Annotated in this window: 16 protein-coding genes; 11 read left to right on the top strand and 5 right to left on the bottom strand. The window is 67.1% G+C overall.

Going from position 1 to position 17,876, the window contains the following annotated elements; translation table 11 throughout:
• The first annotated feature begins 6 nt into the window (after positions 1–6).
• The 11 genes from ACYQ6W_RS04825 (at position 7) to ACYQ6W_RS04775 (ending at position 12,798) form a co-directional block, all read left to right on the top strand.
• Complete coding sequence (locus ACYQ6W_RS04825) at positions 7–372, top strand: hypothetical protein (protein WP_459673893.1); 366 nt, start codon at positions 7–9, stop codon at positions 370–372.
• A gap of 27 nt (positions 373–399) precedes the next feature.
• Positions 400–1,524, top strand: coding sequence for a baseplate J/gp47 family protein (locus tag ACYQ6W_RS04820; RefSeq protein WP_459673891.1), 1,125 nt, complete (start codon positions 400–402; stop codon positions 1,522–1,524).
• Positions 1,525–1,536: 12 nt separating this feature from the next.
• Positions 1,537–2,211 carry a hypothetical protein gene (locus ACYQ6W_RS04815; RefSeq protein WP_459673890.1) on the top strand — a complete coding sequence of 225 codons (675 nt, stop codon included), beginning with the start codon at positions 1,537–1,539 and terminating at the stop codon, positions 2,209–2,211.
• Positions 2,212–2,220: 9 nt separating this feature from the next.
• Positions 2,221–3,462, top strand: coding sequence for a glycine-rich domain-containing protein (locus tag ACYQ6W_RS04810; protein WP_459673889.1), 1,242 nt, complete (start codon positions 2,221–2,223; stop codon positions 3,460–3,462).
• A 1-nt stretch (position 3,463) separates the two neighbouring features.
• Entirely contained in the window at positions 3,464–3,955 is a 492-nt protein-coding gene (locus ACYQ6W_RS04805; protein WP_459673888.1) for a phage fiber-tail adaptor protein, read from the top strand.
• A 187-nt stretch (positions 3,956–4,142) separates the two neighbouring features.
• Positions 4,143–6,698: a right-handed parallel beta-helix repeat-containing protein gene (locus ACYQ6W_RS04800; RefSeq protein ID WP_459673887.1), complete on the top strand. Its 2,556-nt coding sequence runs from the start codon at positions 4,143–4,145 to the stop codon at positions 6,696–6,698.
• A gap of 21 nt (positions 6,699–6,719) precedes the next feature.
• Positions 6,720–7,772, top strand: coding sequence for a hypothetical protein (locus tag ACYQ6W_RS04795; protein WP_459673886.1), 1,053 nt, complete (start codon positions 6,720–6,722; stop codon positions 7,770–7,772).
• A 63-nt stretch (positions 7,773–7,835) separates the two neighbouring features.
• Positions 7,836–9,749 (top strand): phage tail protein, encoded by a 1,914-nt coding sequence (locus ACYQ6W_RS04790; protein WP_459673885.1) that lies wholly within the window; start codon positions 7,836–7,838, stop codon positions 9,747–9,749.
• Positions 9,749–11,836, top strand: a complete 2,088-nt coding sequence (locus tag ACYQ6W_RS04785) for a hypothetical protein (RefSeq protein WP_459673883.1) — start codon at positions 9,749–9,751, stop codon at positions 11,834–11,836. Before ACYQ6W_RS04790 ends, ACYQ6W_RS04785 begins: the two co-directional genes overlap by 1 nt.
• Positions 11,837–11,858: 22 nt before the next feature.
• Positions 11,859–12,317 carry a hypothetical protein gene (locus tag ACYQ6W_RS04780; protein ID WP_459673882.1) on the top strand — a complete coding sequence of 153 codons (459 nt, stop codon included), beginning with the start codon at positions 11,859–11,861 and terminating at the stop codon, positions 12,315–12,317.
• Between the two features lie 25 nt (positions 12,318–12,342).
• Positions 12,343–12,798: a hypothetical protein gene (locus ACYQ6W_RS04775; protein ID WP_459673881.1), complete on the top strand. Its 456-nt coding sequence runs from the start codon at positions 12,343–12,345 to the stop codon at positions 12,796–12,798.
• Here ACYQ6W_RS04775 and ACYQ6W_RS04770 read toward each other — a convergent pair.
• Genes ACYQ6W_RS04770 through argS form a run of 5 tightly spaced genes read right to left on the bottom strand, consistent with a single transcriptional unit; the run spans position 12,704 to position 17,871 of the window.
• On the bottom strand, positions 12,704–13,492 hold the full coding sequence (locus ACYQ6W_RS04770; protein WP_459673879.1) for a segregation and condensation protein A: 789 nt from the start codon (positions 13,490–13,492) through the stop codon (positions 12,704–12,706). The genes ACYQ6W_RS04775 and ACYQ6W_RS04770 overlap by 95 nt on opposite strands.
• Before the next feature lie 55 nt (positions 13,493–13,547).
• Positions 13,548–14,249, bottom strand: a complete 702-nt coding sequence (locus tag ACYQ6W_RS04765) for a site-2 protease family protein (RefSeq protein WP_459673878.1) — start codon at positions 14,247–14,249, stop codon at positions 13,548–13,550.
• Complete coding sequence (nagZ, locus tag ACYQ6W_RS04760; protein ID WP_459673877.1) at positions 14,246–15,241, bottom strand: beta-N-acetylhexosaminidase; 996 nt, start codon at positions 15,239–15,241, stop codon at positions 14,246–14,248. The genes ACYQ6W_RS04765 and nagZ overlap by 4 nt, the downstream gene beginning before the upstream one ends.
• Positions 15,242–15,249: 8 nt before the next feature.
• Positions 15,250–16,083 carry an SPOR domain-containing protein gene (locus ACYQ6W_RS04755; protein ID WP_459673876.1) on the bottom strand — a complete coding sequence of 278 codons (834 nt, stop codon included), beginning with the start codon at positions 16,081–16,083 and terminating at the stop codon, positions 15,250–15,252.
• Positions 16,084–17,871, bottom strand: coding sequence for an arginine--tRNA ligase (gene argS / locus ACYQ6W_RS04750; RefSeq protein ID WP_459673875.1), 1,788 nt, complete (start codon positions 17,869–17,871; stop codon positions 16,084–16,086). It lies immediately after the preceding gene.
• Between the last annotated feature and the right edge of the window lie 5 nt (positions 17,872–17,876).

The raw sequence follows: 17,876 nt of genomic DNA, 5'->3' as shown, positions 1-17,876 counted from the left end.
ATCCGGATGTTCGATCTCTTCCATGTCATCGGTGGCGATCTCACCATCGCCGCCAGCGGCGACCTTGCCGCCGCCGCGGGGAGCGCCTTGGGCGAGCAGCGCGTGCTGCGGCGCCTGCTGACCAATGCCGGTGATTATCTCTGGAACCTGCCCTATGGGGCGGGTCTGCCGGCCATGGTGGGCACGCCCGCAGATGCCGGCGCAATCACCGGCCTCGTACGACACCAGATTTTCCTGGAGGGCGCCGTCGCCCGGCTGCCGGCGCCCATCGTCGCCGTGCAGACGGAGAACGGCATCGTCTCGCTCTCGATCACCTACACGGACGCGGCGGAGGCAACGACGCAGACGGTGGGTGCCACGCTCTCCCTCTGACCCGACCCTCGGTCTCACGAGAAGCACATGCAGCTTTCGCTCCGCAACTTCACGACGCTCGTCGAACAGTCTGCCGCGGCCGTGCAGGCAAGCGCGGCCCAGCTTCTGGATTTCACCCCTGGTTCGGTTCTCCGGGCGATTCTCGAGGCCAATGCCGGGCTCGGCCTGTGGATGCAGTGGCTGATTCTGCAGGTCTTGCAGAGCACGCGCCTCGCTACCAGCAGCGGCGCCGATGCCGACAGCTTCGGCGCCGATTTCGGCTTCAGCCGGCTGCCGGCGGTGGCAGCCACCGGCGATGCGACCTTCAGCCGCTTCACGCCCGGCCAGTCGGCTTTGGTGCCGAGCGGGACGAGAATTGCAACCGCCGATGGCGCCACGGACTTCATCGTCACCGCCGATGCGCAACATGCCGCCTGGAACGCGACCCTGGATGGCTACCAACTCGGCGCGGGCCTTGCTTCGGTGACCGTCCCTGTGCTGGCCGTAGCCCCGGGCAGCGGCGGCAACCTGCTGCCAGGCACGATCAGCCTGATCACCAGCACGCTTCCGGGGATCGACGCCGTCACCAACGCCACGGCTACGAGTGGCGGGCTGGACGCCGAGAGCGATGCCAGCTTTCGCAGCCGCTTTCAAAGCTTCATCGACAGCCGGTCCCGTGCCACCGTGCAGGCCGTGCGCTACGCCGTGACGAGCCTGCGCCAAGGCATCAGCTGCAGCCTGCAAGAAAACACGGACGGTGCCGGCGCCTTCGCGCCGGGGCGTTTCCTCGTCACCCTGGACGATGGCTCCGGTGCACCGCCCAGCGCGCTGATCACGGCCGCTCAGGCGGCAGTCGACATGGTGCGGCCTATCGGCTCGATCTTTACCGTGCAGCCGCCATCCCAGGTTTCGGCCGACATCTCCATGAACCTCGACCTCGTCCCGGGCAGCGACGCAGCCGGGACCATCGCCGCCGTGAATGCCGCCGTGAGTGGCTTCGTCAACACCCTGCCGGTCGGAAGCCCGTTGCCCTATACCCGCCTGGCGCAGCTCGCCTACGACGCGAGCCCCGCGGTGCGGAACGTCAGCGGGCTCACCCTCTGCGGCGGCATCGCCGATCTCGCGGCCGGCCCCGGCGCGGTCATCAAGCTCGGCACCCTCGCGATCAGCTGAAAGCCCGCCGCCATGACCGGTGACCAAAAGGATATGCAGGCGCGGCTGCGCGACCTGCTGCCGCGCGGCTGGTTCGCGGACGAAGCGCCGATCCTCTCCGCCGTGCTCGCGGGGCTGGGCTCCGCCTGGGCCTGGACCTACGACCTGCTGGCCTATGTCAGCCGGCAGGCCCGGCTCGCAACGGCGAGCGGCGGATGGCTGGACCTGATCGCTGCCGATTTCGGCGGCTCCGGCTGGGGCCGCCTGCCCGACGAGGCGGACGAGAGCTTCCGCAACCGCATCCAGCTCAACCTGCAGCGCCTGCGCGGCACGCGGGGTGCGCTCATGGCCAATCTGACGGCGCTGACGGGCCGGGCGCCACGCGTCTTCGAACCCGCGTTTCCACCCGACACCGGCGGCCTGGGCGCCGCGGGCCTCGGCTGGAACACCAGTGGCGGCTGGGGCAGCCTATCCTTGCCCTATCAATGCTTCGTCCTGGCCTATCGGCCGCATGGCGGCGGGATCGCCGATCTCGGCGGTTGGGGAAGCCTCGGCGACAGCGTTGCCCTCGGAGGCTGGAACAGCGGCGCGATCGCTTGGGGGGACCCGACTCTCATCCGCGGCGCCGTCACCGACGCGCAGATCCTGGCGGCGGTCGCGGATTCCCTGCCCGTCGCCACGATCGCCTGGACCGCCCTTTCGAATTGAGGAGTCTTCATGGACCGGCAAATCGTCTATCCTGGCGCGATCCCGCTGGATACGGATTTCCTCTCGCTGAACCGGGCGGCGATGGTGGCGATCGGCACCCTCGCCCGCGCCGTGCTGGGCACCACGACCGTGGCCGACGGCTTGGCGTGCCAGCCGACGACACCCGCCTCGCTCACGGTCACGGTGGGGGCCGGGTCAATCACCGCCCTCGGGCCCGTCGACAGCCTCAGCTACGGCTCCCTCGGCGCCGACACCACCCATCAGGTGGTGCGGATCGGCATCAACCTCGATCCTACGAGCTTTACGCTGACCCCGCCGCCAACGCCGGGCCAGAGCATCACCTATCTCATCGAAGCCGCCTTCGACGAGGAGGACGCCGGTCCCGTCGTTCTGCCCTATGTCAATGCGGCCAACCCCTCCCAGCCTTATTCTGGGCCGGACAACTCCGGCACTTCGCAGAACACGCAACGCATCCAGAGGGTGCAGCTGCAGTTGAAGGCGGGGGCCGCCGCCAATACGGGAAGCCAAACGGCCCCGGCCGTGGATGCTGGCTGGTCCGGCCTCTATCTCATCACGGTCAACAACGGGCAGACCGCGATCACCGCGGCGCAGATCGCGACCCACCCCGCCGCGCCCTTCCTCTCCTACAAGCTGCCCCGCCTGACCCCAGGCTTTTCGCGCAGGATCACCTTCGGCGCATCGACGAGCTTCACAGTGCCGCTCGGCGTCACGCTGCTGCGGGCGAGCGTTGTGGGTGGTGGCGGCGGCGGCGGCGGCTCGAACGGCAGCTATGCCGGTGCCGGCGGAGGTGCCGGTGGCTATGCGAGTGGCACCTTCACCGTGACGCCGGGCAGCACCATTGCGGTGACCGTCGGGGCCGGGGGCGTGGGCGGCCCCGCCGGAAGCGCAGCCGGGAATGGCGGCAATTCGATTTTTGGCGCCCTTCTGAGCGCCAGCGGCGGCCAGGGCGGGCAATTTCAAAACACGAGTTCCACGCCCGGGGGCGCCGGAGGCGCGGGCAGCGGCGGTGAGCTTGCAACGCTCGGCGGCTATGGTGCCGACGGACAGAACGGCGCCACCGTCATTGGTGGCCATGGCGGCCAAAGCGTTCTCGGTGGTGGCGGGCGAGCATCCACCGCCGGCAATACCGCGTTGAACGGCCAGGCCGCCGGCTCCGGCGGTGGCGGCACCTACAACTCCGCCGGCAATGGCGGACAGGGCGCCGCCGGCCTCGTCATCCTGGAGTATTGATATGGCAACCCAGGCAAACCATTCCTGGAAGCCGAGCGCCGCACGCCTGCTCACCATCACCGGGTTCGAGCGCCGCCCGCGTGGTGCAGGCCCGCTGCCCGGCCCCGCCACCGTGACCGCATGGCCCCCCAAGGACCCGGGAGATCTTCTCGACTATGCCTATGATATCTCGCCCGCCCTCCGCGGTGACGAGGGCGACAGCATCGCCACGCTCGACGTCACCATAACCCCCGGGCTCGCCGGCGACCTGACGCTGACCGCGAGTTCGGTGGACGGGCAAATGGCGATTCTCTGGTTCGGCGCAGGCGAAAGCGGCACCACCTACGCCGTGACCCTCGCCATCACCACCATCGCCGGTCGGGAGTTCCAGCGCACCGTCTATCTCCCCTGCATCGGGCTTTCGGCACTGCCGCCGCTCGGCACGGAACTGGTGACCGAAACGGGTGCCGCGATTCTCGACCACGGAGGCAACCCCATCTTCATCGAGAGTTGAGACATGTCAGACACCAGCACAACCAGTTCCGGAACCACAAGTTCGAGTACAGCGTCATCGGTCGCTGCGACTGTGACACCCTTGTCCACACGCCCGGATATCCGAGCTCACCTGCTCATCGTTCCCGAAAGCGATGAACCGCTCGTGGATGAATACGGCAATCCCATCGTGATCGAAAGTTGACTGCATGCCCACCATCGACCAATTGCAGGCGGCGATCGCGAGTTCCGACACCGACGAACTGATGGCCACGCAAAGTGGCAGTTCGCGCAAGGTGACCCGGGCGCAATTGCTGGCGGGGCTTCAGCCCGCCATCGTGGTGCCGCCGGGGGCGCTCCTCGGCAACAGTGGCAGCAGCAGTAGCGGCCCGCTCGCCATCACCGTCGGCAGCAACCTGACGCTCACCAATGGCGTACTCAGTGCGCCGGCACCTTTCGTCATTTCCAACCTCCCCTCCGGCAGCACACCGGCGGCCACGGATCTCGTCCCGCTTTCCCAGAACGGGACCGCAGGAAGCGTGAGCTACGGCACCTTCCTTTCGGGCCTCACGACTCTCGCCAGCTTCGATGCCTCGCCATTGCAGGCGATCGCGACGGGCGGCAGCACCCGCCGCAGTCTCGGCGCCCTCCTCGGCGACGCCGTGACCCTCGAAGATTTCGGCGCCGCGGGAGATGGCACGACCAACGACAGCGCAGCCTTCACGGCCGCCATCGCGAGCCTGCGCCCCATCCGGCTCGGCCCCAAGACCTACGTGATCAACGGGCCGCTGGCCCTGAGTCACGCGAGCGCGCTGACGCTGATTGGCGTGCCGGGGCAGACGGTGGTGCGGCGGCTGACGCAGGGGAGTGGCAGCAGCTGGATCACCCTCACTGCCCCCGCCATTCACATGGAAGGCATCATCTTCGACGCCAATAGCAGCATCACGACCGCCACCACCGCGGTGACCATCGCCGCGAGCTGCCTGCGTTCGACGACCGACCGTTGCGCCTTCGCCAATGCGGTGACGGGTACGGGGCTGCTCTACGTGCATTCCGATCCGGTGCTTGCGCGGCACACCGTCTCCTGCTCGGAGGCCTACGGCAACAAGACCGGTATCAGCTGTCAGGCGGCGGACGGCCTGACCGTAAGCGCCTGCCACGTGCACGACAACAGTGGCACGGGCATCTCCGTCGATTACGTCAACACTGCGCATACGGTGAAGTCCCGTCTCAGCACCATCACCGGCAATCAGTGCTGGAACAACTATATCGGCATTGCGGTGGGTGACTACGCGGCCGCCTACGCCTCTCCGCCGACGATCACCAATCAGACCGCCGACGGCATGCTGAGCGTGGTCTGCGGCAACATCTGCCACGACAACGGAGAATACGGGATCGTGGCCCAGGGCTACAACCTGCTGGTCCAGGGCAATCTCGTCTACAATAACGGCGGCACCAATCCGGACAATGGAGGCATTCTCGCCAATTGCTGGGCGAGCGCCATCGTGGGCAACGTGGTGAGCAACCACCTGGGTTTTGGCATCGATGCGGGTGCTGCGAACTTCGTCCTCATTTCCGACAATCTGGTGACCACCTCGCGCATCGGCATCAATGCCGGTGGGGCGCAGGAGCCGAGGGTCACCGGCAATTCCATCATCGCCGCGAGCTACTACGGCATCGTCATCTACAACAACGAAACGGATGCCGGCGGCAACGTGATCGGCGTGCCCAGCGTCGGATGCTCCATCACCGAGAACGTCATCGACATTCCGGCGGGGGGCGGCGGCATTCTGCTGATCGACGGTCCGCAGCAGGTGCAGGTGGCGCGCAACAACTTTCTGACCACATCGGGAGCCGACATCGGCCTATTCCTGCTTCCGCTCACGGACAGCGTGACGATTGCCGACAACCTCGTCAACGGCGCGCCATCGATGCATTACGCCGATGCTGCCGTTACCACCGCCGGTGTTTATGCGGGGCTCAATACGCTGCTCTATCCCGATTGTGTCGACGCCATTTCGGTGGCGACCGCCGGTACGGCGATACAAAGCATCCGGTCGTTGAATGCAGACAATTACGCACCCTACGTCACCTTCCTCAAACTCACGGCCGGCGGCAGTGGTTATACGAGCGCACCGACGGTGACGATCAGCGGCGGTGGCGGCTCGGGTGCGACCGCCATCGCCTATGTCTACAACGGTGCCGTGATCGGCTTTCGCATGCAGACTCTGGGGTCCGGCTATACCAGTGTTCCGAGCGTCAGCTTCAGCGGTGGCGGCGGGTCTGGTGCCGCGGCAACGGCGGTCGTCGGCATTCCCGTCCCCACCGGCCGGCGCCTGCGCGTCTTCAGTAGCGTCGCCGTACAATGGGCGTCGACCGGCAGCAAGCCGAGCCAGACGACGCCGAGCGGCACGAGCATCACCACCCCGGCGAACTCCGAAATCACCTGGCTCGGGATCCAGGGAAGCTGGTACGCGTCCGGTTTCCAGCAGACTGACTATCTGTCCCCGCAAAGCGATGGCAGCGTCACGCTTCGCAGCATCGCAGGCGACGTGCGGCTGCGCCCGACGGGTAGCGGCGCCGTGCGGTGGCAAAGCGACAGCCAGAGCACCGGCTGCACGACGAGCATCGGCAGCGGCGCCCCGACGGGCGTGGTAAGCGCGCCACCCGGTTCCGATTACCGCAACCTCACCGGAACGGCCGGCAGCATCTTCTGGATCAAACAATCCGGTACCAACGCGCAAGGCTGGGTCGCGATCGCCTGACCAGCGAGGGAAGACAGACTCATGCCCACAATCGCCAAACTTCCAGCCGCTGACAGCCTGTCCGCCAGCGACGTTCTCGCCATCGATCAAGGCGACGGCACCCATGGCGTGACGCTCGGCACGCTGCTCAGCGGGCAGCAACCAGCGATCCTGGCGCCGAGCGGCACCTTGCTTGGCCGTGTCTCTCTGGGTGCAGGCGGACCGGAAGCGGTAAGTCTGGGCAGCGGTCTGGTACTGAGCGGCGGTACACTCAGCCTCGGCGGTTCACTGGACGGTCTGCTCGCGGGTGAGACGGTGAGCGAGTTGCAAGCGGCGGCCCCAGCGCGAGACACCGACGCGATCGCCGTGGACCAGGGCGGCACGGCTCTGACGCGCCAGACCTTCGCCGCCCTTTGGACCTACATCATGGCGAAGCTGCCGCAGGCGAAGCACCGTGTGGTGGAACTGACAGGCGCGACTGTGCTGGACGCAACCGCGCACAACGACGCCCTGCTCGTCTGCACGCAGCCGCTGACTTTGACCGCCAACTTCGCCAATATGGGCTCCGGCTTCTGCTGCGAGGTGATCAATCTCTCATCCGGAGACGTGACGATGGGCACCGGCATCACCGTCGGATCGGGCAATGCCGCCCTGCCAAAGTCTGCCAGCGCGCGCCTCTGGGCCGTGGCCTATTCCGGCGGCAATCTCGTCTATTGGGTGGGCGCCGGCAGCAGCACGACCGATAGCGGATCAGGGGGCAGCTCCGGCGGATCAAACGGCGGAGGGAACGCCGCCGTGCTGACCTTCCAAACCGCACCGTCCGGTTCCTACGCCCCGTCCCAAGCCGGTGTCGGGGTGAATGCGACTCTCGACCCGGGAACGGCGGGGAACGGCGTGCAATTCGGCATTTCCGCTTCCCCGACCAGCGCACCAGCCAGCTGGACGGCCGGTCTCCTCGTCAACACCCAGGCGAACGGCGACACCTTCTGGGGGGCTTATCTGACCATGCCGGCGACCCCGGGGACCTATTACTGCTGGGCGGCAACGGTGGACGAGGCGACGACAGCCGTGAGTGCCGCCTTCACCGTCTCCTGACGCGCGCGCAGCGCCACCATTCCCTCCCACCGCCACAGGCGGCCCAAAAGCGATCGAACCCTCATGATCACCCAACAAGGTGCCCTGAACACGACGGCGCTCGTCGTGCCGGATCTTTATGTCCAGCTCGTGCCCCCGGCCCATCTGCTGCTGAACGGGGTACCCAGCAACCTGATCGGCGTCGTGGGTTCGGCAAGCTGGGGCCCGGTCAACAAGCCTCTGATCATCGGGAACATGGCCGAATACGCGGCCAGTTTCGGCCCGGTCATGAACCGGCCTTTCGACATGGGCACCCATGTCGCGATCGCGACGCAGCAGGGGGCCAGCGCTTTCCGATGCCTGCGGGTGACGGACGGCACCGAAAGCGCGGCGACCGCCGAGGGACCGGCCGGATGCATCCACTTTACGGCCATACATAGCGGCAGCCTCGGCAACCGGCTGAGCGTCACGCTGAGTGCCGGCAGCAAAGCCGGGAGTTGGGCCGCCATCATCGGCCTGCCCGGGCTTCCGGTCGAACGCTTCGACAATGTCGAGGGGAACGGGGCGAGTTTCTGGACCGCCCTCGCGCTCGCCATCAATACCGGCGCCGGCCAGCTCTCGGCGCGTGGCTCACGCTTCGTCCGCGCGACCACCGAGGGTGGGGCGACCGCACCGAGCACGACCACCTTCCAGCTTTCCGGCGGCAGCGATGGTGCGGCGGGGGTGTCCACCGCCTCCCTGCTCGGCGACATGACCTCCCGTAGCGGCATGTATGCGCTGACGGGACAAGGCTGCGCCCTGCTCGACCTCTGCGATGCGACGGAGAGGGTTCATTGGCCAGAAATCGAGGCCTTCGCCGCGTCCGAGGGTCTTTATGCCATGCTGGCGGGGGGCGCGGGCGAAACCATTCCCGACGCGGTGGCGGCAAAAAGCGCCGCCGGGCTCGACAGCAGCGCGGTGAAACTCCTCTTCGGCGACTGGCTCTCCTGGTGGGACGCGACGAACGCCGCGCAGCGCCTCGTCTCCCCGCAAGCCTTCGCAGCCGGGAGACTGAGCAACCTGTCCCCCGAGCAGTCCGGGCTCAACAAGCCGATCTATGCCATCGCCGGGAGCGAAGGCGTGGGCCTGCCTGGTACCGGCCGCAGCCGCGCCTATAGCAGTGCGGAACTTCAGGCCTTGTTCGAGGCTGGAATCGATCTCATCACCAACCCTGGGGCAGGCGGGCAGACATTCTGGACACTGCGGCTCGGCCACAACTGCGCCAGCAATCCGGCGATCTACGGCGACAGCTACACCCGCTTGACGAATTACATCGTGGCGACGCTTGCGGCCGGGATGGGGCTCTATGTCGGCCGCGTCATCAACGCTGCATTGCTACGCGAAATCCGCAGCACGCTCCTCGCCTTTCTCTCGGCCCTTCTTGACCAAGGCCTTCTCGGCAGCACGGATGGCAGTCGCCCATTCGCCGTTCTGTGCGATGCTGCGAACAATCCTCCAACCCGACTTGCCCTCGGCTACGTGCAGGCGGACGTGCAAATCCGCTATCAGGGGATTACGGAGAAATTTCTTGTCAATCTCGATGGCGGCGCCAGCGTCCTCGTCTCGTCCGCAGGCAGTGCAGCAAGCGGTGGGTCAGCGGGCGGATCAGGCGGATCGGGCAGCACCGGCACGGGCAGCGGCGGTTCGAGCAGCTCGACGACCCTCAGCTTTCAGACGCCGCCCATCGGGCCCTACGCGGCAGGCCAGACCGATATCGGCATCAACGCCGTTCTTTCCCCTGGCAGCACGACCGCGAGCATCACCTTCGGCTGGTCAACCTCGGCGACAACTGCGCCGACGACCTGGACGCCTGGTCTCTTTGTCAACAGCCAGAGCAATGGCGACGCGCTGTTCGGTGCCTATCTGGCGGCGCCGTCAGCGCCCGGCACCTATTACGGCTGGGTGTCGACGGCGGATGGCAGCGTGCATGCCGTCTCCGGCGCCGTGGTGGTAAGCTGATGCTGCTGGCAGCGCCGAGCAGAGCGCTCCTCGTCTCGACAGGGCACGTTCTGCGCACCACTGCCGCCTCCGACGGCGGTGGCAGCAGCGGCACCGGAGACGGCAGCGGCAGCCTGCCAACGCCCGCCGCCATCGCTGGACTTGCGGGCTGGTGGGAGGCCGGAACGGCTGCGGCGTGGAACCTGCCGGTGACAAGCCTCGCCGACCGCTCGACCGCGGGCCAAGCCATTCTCCCCTACCACTTCTACACAGGCAGCCGTGCGACGCCCGCCGCGCTGCTTACGACTCCGCGGTTGAACGGTCTCCTCGGGGGGCTCGGCGCGCCGATTGCACCGAGCGGCACTTATAGTCCTACGCTCGACCCCGATACCGGCCTCACCGTGCCCGGCCTGAGTTTCGCGCCCGACGAGGCTTGGACCCATATGCTGGTCTGGAGCCGCCCGAACCGACGCCAGGGCACGTACTACGTCAATGCCAACCCGGTCTCCCTCATCACAGCCAGTGGACAGGTGGTTCTCTCGCTCTCCTCCACGGGCAGCAGCCTGACGCTGTTTCCGACGGGAGCAGCCGTCCCTCTCTCCACGACCATGGCACGGCGGCACAGCCATGCGGTGATCCTCCGCCACACGCCCGGCCTGGGCGTGGAGGCCTGGCTGGATGGGGCGCAGGTGGCGACCGCCGTTCCCAACCCGATCGCATCGGGAAGCACCGCGGCTGTCGTGCTGATGCACGACATGACGCTGCAAGGCTCGGCCCAGCTCTGGTTCCATGAAATGGCCAGCTGGGCGCGCGCGCTCGACGATGCAGAAATGACGACCCTGATCGCCTGCGGCCGGCGCTGGCAACTGGGCTCTCGTCGAGGCGTGTCCCTCCTGGTGATGGGACAATCCAATGCGAGCTATTTTGTTGCCTCCGGCGGTGCTTCCGTGATGGCCCAAGGGCTCTCCTGGTATCTCGGAGCATTGGCTGGCAACGTGATTTTCCAGCCCTCCGGCACCTATGTGAGCCCGGAGCGCTATACGCAGGTGAACGGTCATCCCATCTCGAATTCGACGGCACCCCTCTTTCCACCCGGCGCAGGCAACGGCACCTTCCTGACCAATCCCGGAGACGGATCGGACCCTGCAAGCTGGAGCTTCGGTCCAGACGGGCTGGCGCTGCAAGCCTATCTGACCGGCGACATGGCTATTCCGACCCCCGAGGACCTTGCGGATATCGCCGCTCTGGTGTGGCCTTGGACGGAGCAGGATAGTACAGCACCCTATGGGCAAAAGGCACTCTACACCGGCACGGTGAAGCGTCTCGCCGCCCTCACCCGCGCGATCCTGGGCCGCACGGCCGCGAGCCTGCCGCTGCTGACGTGGAACGCCATTCCTTACGAAACCGATGACGGCGTGCAGATGGTGCGCGAAGCCATCGCCGATCTCGCCGCCGATGGGACCCAAAACCTCGCGGTCTTCGCAGGCCAGACGGCGGATAGCCTCCCGCTCGGCGCGGCGTATGACCCAACGACCGGCAGTTGGAGCGGCGGTGACAAAACGCATCGGGACGAGACCGACGAACTCGCCTTCGGCCATCGCGGCGCGCATGTCGCGGCACGGGTGGCACTCGCCGCCGGCTTTGGGGACAGCCTGACCACCATCCCCGCCGGCATGCCAAATAGCGGCCCTCGAATCCTCGGCGCTGCTTTGACGGGGCCGATGGAGATCACCGTGACGATCGCGCATGACCAGGGAACCGATCTGCTACTGCCACTTCAAGCGGCGACAGGCGCCGGCTGGGCGGTGATGGACGGCGGCACGCCTGCCGCGCCAGGGGCCATCGTGACGGCGACCGCCGCCACGCGGCGCGATGCGACGCATCTCACCCTCACACTTGCCGCGCCGCTGACGCAGCCACCTGGGCGTTGCCAGCTCTACTATCCGTATGGGTCCACGCAGATCGGCCGTGGCAATGCGGTGACGGACAATGCCGCGAGCCTGCCATGGCCCGCGAACTGGGACATGGCGGCCGATCTCGGTGCCGCATGGTCCGTCAACATGCCGTTGCAGGCGACAAGCTACGGGATTCCGCTGACCGCCGGTTGACGCCTGACCCGAGGAAGGCTTGATGAGCACCAGTGACTGGATCGGCATCGCGACGGTGATGCTGACCCTCTTCGCGCTCTATTCCTCGGCGCTCGCCTGGCTGATCGGGCAGAACACGCGGCTGCGGACGGAGACCCGGCGCGATCTGGAAGCGCTGGAATCGCTCAGCGAGCGCAGCCTCGACAAGTTCCAGATGCAGGAAGCGAAGTCCCGGCAGGAGTTGGCCAATACGCTACAAGCGGGCATGCAATCCCTGCAGCAGCAGGTCAATCACCTGCGGGAAGGCAGCGCTACCAAGCCCGAACTCTCCGCGGTGGAGCAGCGCCTCGCCGCCGCGCTGAACGAGTTCAAAGCCGAGGCACGCACGGATTTCGCGAAGATCGCCCAGAAGGTGGACCGCCTGCCCGCGATCGAAGCGCATCTCGCCTCCGTCATCCAGATGATCGAAAAGCTCGGCGCCGTCACGGCGCGGGACCGTTGATCCGTCTTACATAGGAAAGGTCACCATGGATCTCTCTCCTCTGACGAGCGCGGCTGTGACCCTTGTCTCCGCGATCTTCGCCGCCTGTGCCCCGCTGCTGCTGCTCAAGCTGAACGCGATGCTGAAGCTCAACCTGGATCAGACCCATCGCGATGCGATCGCGCAGGCAATGCAAACGGCGCTCGGCCTCGGGCTGCAAACCGCGCAAGCGGCAGGCGATGCCATGCTGGCGAAATTGCCGGTGCGCAACGCGGCGCTTGCCGCGATGGTGGAATACGTGAAGCAGGCGACCCCGGAAGCAGTGTCCCATTTTGGATTGACGGATGAAGCCATCGCCCAGAAAGCCGCGGCCGGGCTGGCGACGGCGCTGCACCTGGCCGCGCCGGCTAGGCTTGCGGCTTCGGCTCCGCCTGCTCCTCCGGCGGCGGATCTTCAGCAGGCGGCTCCTCCGCTGGCGAACCCTGGCCCCGCCGGACCATGATGGGGCCGAAGAGTTCTTCCTGACGTAGATCGATCACCCCGCCACGCGCCATCTCGAGGCCGGCGAGCAGCGTGCTGGCGAGGGCGGCACGGCGCGCCAGCGGCTCGGCCGGCGGTTCTTCCGGCAGGAAGCTCGACAGCTCCGTCCATTCCGGAACCTGGCCCATGAGCTTGCCAAGCCGCTGCAACGCGTCCTGCACGCTCCACCAGACCATGGGTTTCGGCGTGTAGCGCCTCTGCGCGGCGCCACGCCGGAGGGCGCTGATATAGCCACGGAGCAGACCCGGCAGATCGACCTTGAGACCCGAGCGATCGGTCTCCGTCAGATCCTCTGGTGCGCCACGGGCGAAGAGATCGATCCCGAGTTGCGGACGGCCGCCGAGCCACTCCGCCGCGCGCCGCACGATCTGGAGTTCCCCGAGGCGCCAGGCGAGGTTTTCGGCCAGCAGGTCGGTATCTTCCTGCTCCTCCACCCCGGCCGGCACCAAGAGGCGCGACTTGAGCCAGGCAAGCCAGGCCGCCATGACGAGCCAATCGGCCGCAAGTTCGAGCCGGATGCGCCGCGCACCTTCGATGATGGCGAGGTACTGATCGACCAGGGCAAGGATGGAGATATTGGCGAGATCGACCTTCTGGCTGCGCGCAAGATCGAGCAGCAGGTCGAGCGGACCTTCAAAGCCCTCCAATCGCAGCATGAGACTGTGGCTGAAGGCAGCGCTTTCAGCCTCGGACAAAGGCGCTGAGGCGGGCTCAGACACTCTGGCCGGCCAAATTGAAGACGAGGCGCATCGTCCAGGGGACGAGACGATTGAGCACCTCGGCGATCGGGTCGAACTGCAGGCCAAATTCCCGCGCGGCTGCCGGTAGCAGGAAAACGACGAGCAGCACGACGGCGATGCCGGCCCGTTCCAGACGCGCCCAGCGCATGGCAAGCGGCAAGGGCAGGATGCCGACCATGATGCGCCCGCCGTCGAGCGGCGGGATCGGCAGCAGATTGAAGAGGCCGAGCACGACGTTCGACAGAATGAAATACTGCAGGAAGGTCGCGGCGGGCGCCATCATCTGCGGCGAAACGTGCGGCAGCAGCCAGCCGCAGAGTGCCCCGATCCACGCGAGAAAGAAATTCATGGCGGGGCCGGCCGCCGCGACCAGCGCCATACCGCGGCGCGGATCGCGGAAACGCCAAGCCGAAACCGGAACGGGCTTCGCCCAGCCGAAGAGAAACTCCACGCGTCCGAAGGCGATCAACTGGCCCAGCACGAGAACGCCGGGCAGGATGATGGTGCCGACACGATCGACGTGTCGGATGGGATTGAGCGAGAGGCGGCCCGCCTGCTTTGCGGTGTCATCCCCAAGCGCCCAGGCCGCGTAGCCATGGGCCGCCTCATGCAACGTGATGGCGAGGATGGCGCCCGCGGCTCCGAGCAGAATCTCCAAAATCAGATGGTTCATGCCGCCGCACCCAGCAGCGCCGCGCGTTCGGCAAGCACCTCGGCGAGATCCAATGGCTGCGGTTCCGGCCGCACAGCCATGAGACGAACCGCCAGAGCCGGTGCCTCCGGCAGGTTTTTCAAAATTGTCTGATTGCCCTCGGCTTCTCCAGGACAGAAGAGGGCGATGTCACAGCCGGCATCGAGCGCCCTCTGCGCCCGCTCCAGCGGCGTGCCGCTCAAGGCATGCATGGCGAGATCGTCCGAAAACAACAGGCCGTGAAAGCCGATGGCTTCGCGGATGACGGACTGCACGACGCGGCGCGATTGCGTCGCCGGATGCGTATCGTCCAGCCCCTCATACAGGATGTGCGCCGTCATCATGCAGGGCAGAAGATCGGCGAGCGCCCGGAAGGGCGCGATGTCCGCCGACCAAGCGGGCCCCATGGCGGCAACGCGCGGCAGACTCGCGTGGCTATCGACCATCGCGCGGCCGTGGCCAGGCGCGTGCTTGGCAACCGGAATGACGCCCGCCGCCTGAAGGCCCCGCGCCATGGCGAGACCAAGGGTCGCGACCACCGCCGGGTCACTGCCGAAACTGCGATCCCCCACCACCTTGTCCTGTCCCGGCACCGCGAGATCGAGGACCGGGGCCGCGACAACATCGAAGCCTGCCGCACGGCATTCGGCGCCGATCGCAGCCCCGTGCAGCCAGGCGGCGCGCTCGGCCGCCTTCACGTCCCGTTCGGCGAGGGCAGCGATCACTCCGGCCGCGGGATGCGCGGCCCAGTGCGGCGGGCGGAGGCGGGCGACGCGCCCGCCTTCCTGATCGACCATCACCACCGCCTCGGGCGGCAGGACGCGCCGCAGATCGTTGACCAGTCTGCCAAGCTGCGTCGGGTCCACCACGTTGCGCCCAAAGAGAATGACACCCGCGGGCGGGATCTCCCGGAAGAGCGCCGCTTCCGCCTCGGTCAGAACAGGCCCGGACAGGCCGAGAATCGCAGGTTTCACCGACAGTCTCAGAAAGCGGCGACGTCGCAGGCGCCACCATGGGCGCGGACGCTCTGGCAGAACTGCGCCGCATCCGCCTTGCTGCGGAAACCGGCAAGCCGCACGCGCCAATAGGTGTGGCCGTTCACGGTCGCCTCAACGAACAGCGGATGCCGGCCAGCGAGGATGCCCGGCATCTTCTGGGTCAGGTGATCCCAAGCGCGCTGCGCCGCCTCCCGGCTGCCAAGCGCCGCCAGTTGCACCTTCACACCGCCCGCAGAACTGCCCGACGGCGGCGTATATTCCTGGGCAAGGTTGCGCGGCTTCGCCAATTCCTTGGAGGGTGGCGGAACGGCCATTGCGGTCTGCTTCTGGCCGGTCGGGGCGGCGGTTTCGGGCACCGAGGGAATGGAGACCGCGGGCGCCGGAGCGGCCGCGGGCGAGGTTGACTGAGAGCCGCTGGCTGCGCCGGACGCTGATTTCGCCGCCGTCGTCTGGCCCAGCGGCATGGCTTGCTGCTGCTCTTGCTTGGCTTGAGCGGCAAGCGCCGCCGGATCCGGCTTCTCGGGCGGAGGTGCGATGGCGACGTTCTGCGAGCCGTCCCCGGGCAGCGCACCGCTCGGCGTGGTGATGGTGAGACCGCCTGGATTCTCGGGCTTCACCTTCACCGGGGTCGTCGGCGCCTGAATGACCTGAACGCCTTGGGAGCCAGAGCCCGTGGCCGCAAAGTATCCGATGATGCAGACCAGCAGCAGAACGCCCGCGCCGCCTGCAATCATCAGCATGCGCCGCATTTCCTCGGCACGGCGCTGCGGCGCGGACCGGTAGCCCGGCGGCGGAATACGAAGGTCGTCGTCCAGCATTCAGCGCATCTCCTCTGCCGGGGTCACCCCCAAGACCCGGAGACCGGAACGGATGACCGTGGCGGTTGCCGCCACAAGCGCAAGCCGCGCCAATGTGCCCTCGGGATCATCGGCCTGCAGGAAGCGCAGCGTCGAGTCGTCCCGGCCCTTGTTCCACAGCATATGAAATTCACCGGCGAGGTCATACAGGAAGAAGGCGACGCGGTGCGGCTCACGCGCGAGCGCCGCCCCTTCCACGAGACGCGGCCAGTTCAGCAGCGCCCGGATCAGCGCCACCTCCTGGGTATCGTCAAGCGCGGAGAGATTGGCCGCGGCCAGGGCTTCGGGCGTGACCGCGGCCGCCCCCAGGCTTTCCTCGGCCGCACGCAGCACGCTGCGGCACCGGGCATGCGCATACTGCACATAGAAGACCGGATTTTCCCGGGTCTGCGCCACGGCCTGATCGAGATCAAACTCCATCTGCGCATCGGACTTTCGCATCAGCATGGTGAAGCGGACGGCATCCCGCCCGACCTCGTCCAGCAGATCGCGCAGCGTCACGAAGGTGCCGGCGCGCTTCGACATGCGGACGGGCTGGCCGCCGCGCATGACATGGACGATCTGGCACAGCACGATTTCGAGCGGCACGCGCCCGTCCGACACCGCCTTCACCACCGCCTTCATGCGCGAAACGTAGCCGCCGTGGTCCGCACCCAGCACGTCGATGAGAAGATCGGCGCCGCGCGCGATCTTGTCCGCGTGATAGGCGATGTCGTTGGCGAAATAGGTGTTCGAACCGTCGGACTTGCGCAGAGGCCGGTCGACGTCATCGCCGAAATCGGTGGCCCGGAACAGCGTCTGCGGCCGTGGCTCCCAATCGTCCGGCGTCTTGCCCTTCGGCGGCTCCAGCGTGCCTTCGTAGATCAGGCCCTTGGCCGCGAGATCGTCGATGGCGCGATCGGCGGCGCCGGAGGCAAGCAACGCCGCTTCCGACGAAAACACCTTCTGGCGCACACCCAGCAGCGCCAGGTCCTCGCGAATCTCCGCCATCATCATGGCAAGCGCACGCTCCCGCACCGTCTCCAGCCAGAGGGCGGGGTTGGCGACGCCAAGCGTAGGCGTGGCCAGCGAGGCGCCGAATTCGCGGAACAACGCCTCGCCCACCGGAATGAGATACTCGCCGCGATACTGCAGCCCGTTCGGCGTCTCCGCCTCGAACTCTTCCGGGGTGATGGCGCTGCCCGCCGCCTGCAGGTAGCGCCAGTACGCCGCCCAAGCGAGCGCCTGCACCTGCCCGCCGGCATCGTTGATGTAGTATTCGGTGGTGACCTCGAAGCCCGCCTTGGCCATGACGGCCGCCAGGGCATCCCCCACCACCGCCCCACGGCAATGGCCGATGTGCATGGGCCCCGTGGGATTGGCCGAGACGTATTCGACATTCACCCGTGTGCCGGCGCCAACCGCACCATCCCCGTAGCCTTCGCCGGCCCGCAGGATGATGGGGAGTTGTGCCAGAACAGTGTCCGCACGCAGACGGAGATTGACGAAGCCGGGACCCGCGGGTTCGGCACTCGCGAGCGCGGGCAAAGCGGCCAGTTTTTCCGCAAGCGCCGTCGCGAGCGCGCGAGGATTCTGCCCGGCGGGCTTGGCCGCGACCATGGCGGCGTTCGTCGCCATGTCTCCATGCGCCGGGTCGCGCGTCGGGGTCACCTCGACACGGGCGAGGAGATCGGCAGGCAGATCGGGCACCAGCGCGCCCAGCGCCGCCACCACATGGTCCCGAAGATCGGCGAAAAGATTCTGGCTCATAGCCG

This window comes from Acidisoma sp. 7E03 (assembly GCF_054665075.1).
Note: the sequence above shows the minus strand (reverse complement) of the source record. Positions and strands in the feature narration are given on the sequence as shown.